1 protein-coding gene is annotated in these 3,064 nt (G+C 68.4%); it reads left to right on the plus strand.

The features are described 5' to 3' along the window. Window positions 1-392 precede the first annotated feature (392 nt). The gene (locus G6021_RS15620) at window positions 393-3,041 is read left to right on the plus strand and encodes an ATP-dependent Clp protease ATP-binding subunit (protein ID WP_182641689.1); all 2,649 of its coding nucleotides are present in this window, start codon (window positions 393-395) and stop codon (window positions 3,039-3,041) included. Window positions 3,042-3,064 lie beyond the last annotated feature (23 nt).

Genomic DNA, 3,064 nt, shown 5'->3' on the forward strand with positions numbered 1-3,064 from the left:
GTCCGCCGAGGCGACCGCCGGTGGGGCGAGGGTCGTCTTCCCGGTGCCGGGCGGGGCCTGGACGACCGCGGTCCCCCTGGTGGCGAGGGCGTCCCGGAGGGCGGGCAGCGCGGCGGCGAAGGGCAGTCCGTGGCCGATCCGGTCCAGATCGAAGGGGGTCACGTCCCCGCTCCGTCCACCCGTGTCATGTCCACGACCCTAGGCGCCGACGACGGAAGTCCGTCCCCCGGCGCACGGATCGGCGGCGTTCGCTGTCGGCGTACACGGATCTGCAATGGATCCCCGACCTGCCGCGTTGAACCCTGGTGACGGACCCGCTCCCGCTCCTGCGGTGCAGCGCGTCAAGCACGGCCACTAGAGTGGACGGAACCCGAGGAATGTGAGGTAGCACGATGTTCGAACGGTTTACCGACCGCGCGCGTCGCGTCGTCGTCCTGGCCCAGGAAGAGGCCCGGATGCTCAACCACAACTACATCGGCACCGAGCACATCCTGCTGGGTCTCATCCACGAGGGCGAGGGAGTGGCCGCCAAGGCACTCGAGTCCCTGGGGATCTCGCTGGAAGCGGTGCGGAGTCAGGTCGAGGAGATCATCGGCCAGGGCCAGCAGGCGCCCAGCGGGCACATCCCGTTCACGCCGCGGGCCAAGAAGGTCCTGGAGCTGAGCCTGCGCGAGGCGCTGCAGCTCGGCCACAACTACATCGGCACCGAGCACATCCTGCTCGGCCTCATCCGTGAGGGCGAGGGCGTCGCCGCCCAGGTGCTGGTCAAGCTCGGAGCGGACCTCACCCGGGTCCGCCAGCAGGTCATCCAGCTGCTGTCGGGCTACCAGGGCAAGGAGGCCGAGGCCACGGGCGCCCCCGCCGGCACCGGTGGTCGCGAGTCCGGTACGCCGTCGTCCTCGACGGTGCTGGACCAGTTCGGTCGCAACCTCACGCAGGCCGCCATGGAGGGCAAGCTCGACCCGGTCGTCGGCCGCGCCAAGGAGGTCGAGCGCATCATGCAGGTGCTCTCCCGGCGCACCAAGAACAACCCGGTGCTCATCGGCGAGCCCGGCGTGGGCAAGACCGCGGTCGTCGAGGGCCTGGCCCAGGCCATCGTCAACAACGAGGTCCCCGAGACCCTCAAGGACAAGCAGGTCTACTCGCTCGACCTGGGGTCGCTCGTGGCCGGTTCCCGCTACCGCGGAGACTTCGAGGAGCGCCTGAAGAAGGTGCTCAAGGAGATCAACCAGCGCGGCGACATCATCCTGTTCATCGACGAGATCCACACCCTCGTCGGCGCGGGTGCCGCCGAGGGTGCGATCGACGCCGCGTCGATCCTCAAGCCCAAGCTGGCCCGCGGTGAGCTGCAGACCATCGGCGCCACCACGCTCGAGGAGTACCGCAAGCACATCGAGAAGGACGCGGCGCTCGAGCGTCGTTTCCAGCCGGTCCAGGTCCCGGAGCCCAACGTGGAGCTGTCCATCGAGATCCTCAAGGGTCTGCGGGACCGCTACGAGGCCCACCACCGCGTCACCATCACGGACGCCGCCCTGGCCGCGGCGGCCCAGCTCGCGGACCGGTACATCAACGACCGCTTCCTCCCGGACAAGGCGATCGACCTCATCGACGAGGCCGGCGCCCGCATGCGGATCAAGCGGATGACCGCTCCGCCGGACCTGCGGGAGTTCGACGAGAAGATCGCGGAGGCCCGCCGTGAGAAGGAGTCCGCGATCGACGCGCAGGACTTCGAGAAGGCCGCGGGCCTGCGGGACACGGAGAAGAAGCTCATCGCCGAGCGCTCGGAGCGCGAGAAGCAGTGGCGTGCGGGCGACATGGATGTGGCCGCCGTGGTCGACGAGGAGCAGATCGCGGAGGTCCTGGGCAACTGGACCGGGATCCCCGTGTTCAAGCTCACCGAGGAGGAGACCACGCGTCTGCTCCGCATGGAGGACGAGCTGCACAAGCGGATCATCGGCCAGGAGGACGCCATCAAGGCCGTCTCCCGGGCCATCCGCCGCACGCGGGCCGGTCTCAAGGACCCCAAGCGGCCCTCGGGTTCGTTCATCTTCGCCGGCCCGTCCGGTGTCGGTAAGACGGAGCTCTCCAAGGCGCTGGCGAACTTCCTGTTCGGCGAGGATGACGCGCTCATCCAGATCGACATGGGCGAGTTCCACGACCGCTTCACCGCGTCCCGTCTGTTCGGCGCACCTCCCGGGTACGTCGGCTACGAGGAGGGCGGCCAGCTCACGGAGAAGGTCCGGCGCAAGCCGTTCTCGGTGGTCCTGTTCGACGAGATCGAGAAGGCCCACTCCGAGATCTACAACACGCTGCTGCAGGTGCTCGAGGACGGCCGTCTCACCGACGGGCAGGGTCGCATGGTGGACTTCAAGAACACCGTGCTGATCTTCACCTCCAACCTGGGCACGAGGGACATCTCCAAGGCGGTCGGGATGGGCTTCCAGTCCTCCGACAACACCGAGGACGCCTACGAGCGGATGAAGCAGAAGGTCAACGACGAGCTCAAGAAGCACTTCCGGCCCGAGTTCCTCAACCGCATCGACGAGATCGTGGTGTTCCACCAGCTCACCAAGGATCAGATCGTCCAGATGGTCGACCTCATGGTCAGCCGGGTCGGCGTGGCGCTCAAGGCCAAGGACATGACCATCGAGATCACGGATCGGGCCAAGGAACTCCTGGCCAAGAGGGGTTTCGATCCGGTACTGGGTGCGCGGCCGCTGCGTCGCACCATCCAGCGCGAGATCGAGGACACGCTGTCGGAGAAGATCCTCTTCGGCGAGGTCGCGGCCGGCGAGCTCATCACCGTCGACGTCGAGGGTTGGGACGGCGAGTCCGACAAGACGGAGGACGCCAGGTTCACGTTCACCGGGGTCCAGCGCCCGGACGCCGAGTCCCGCGAGGGTGAGGAGATCACCGCGAGCGTCGCACCCACCGGTGAGGCCGGCCCGGGTGACTCGCTCCCGCCCAGCTCGGGCGGCTTCGGTGGCGCAGCCCCCGGCGGCCCGTCGGGTAGCGGTGGGGCGGCTCCCGCCACCACCTAGGCCGGACACGCGGCACGGACACG

The sequence above is a fragment of the Dietzia sp. CW19 genome (genome assembly GCF_014145265.1).
In the GTDB taxonomy this organism is placed as follows: Bacteria; Actinomycetota; Actinomycetes; order Mycobacteriales; family Mycobacteriaceae; genus Dietzia; species Dietzia natronolimnaea.

What these genes read in the sequence shown, in the direction of transcription:
- G6021_RS15620 (WP_182641689.1), top strand. Translation starts at nt 393, where the DNA reads ATGTTCGAACGGTTTACCGACCGCGCGCGTCGCGTCGTCGTCCTGGCC.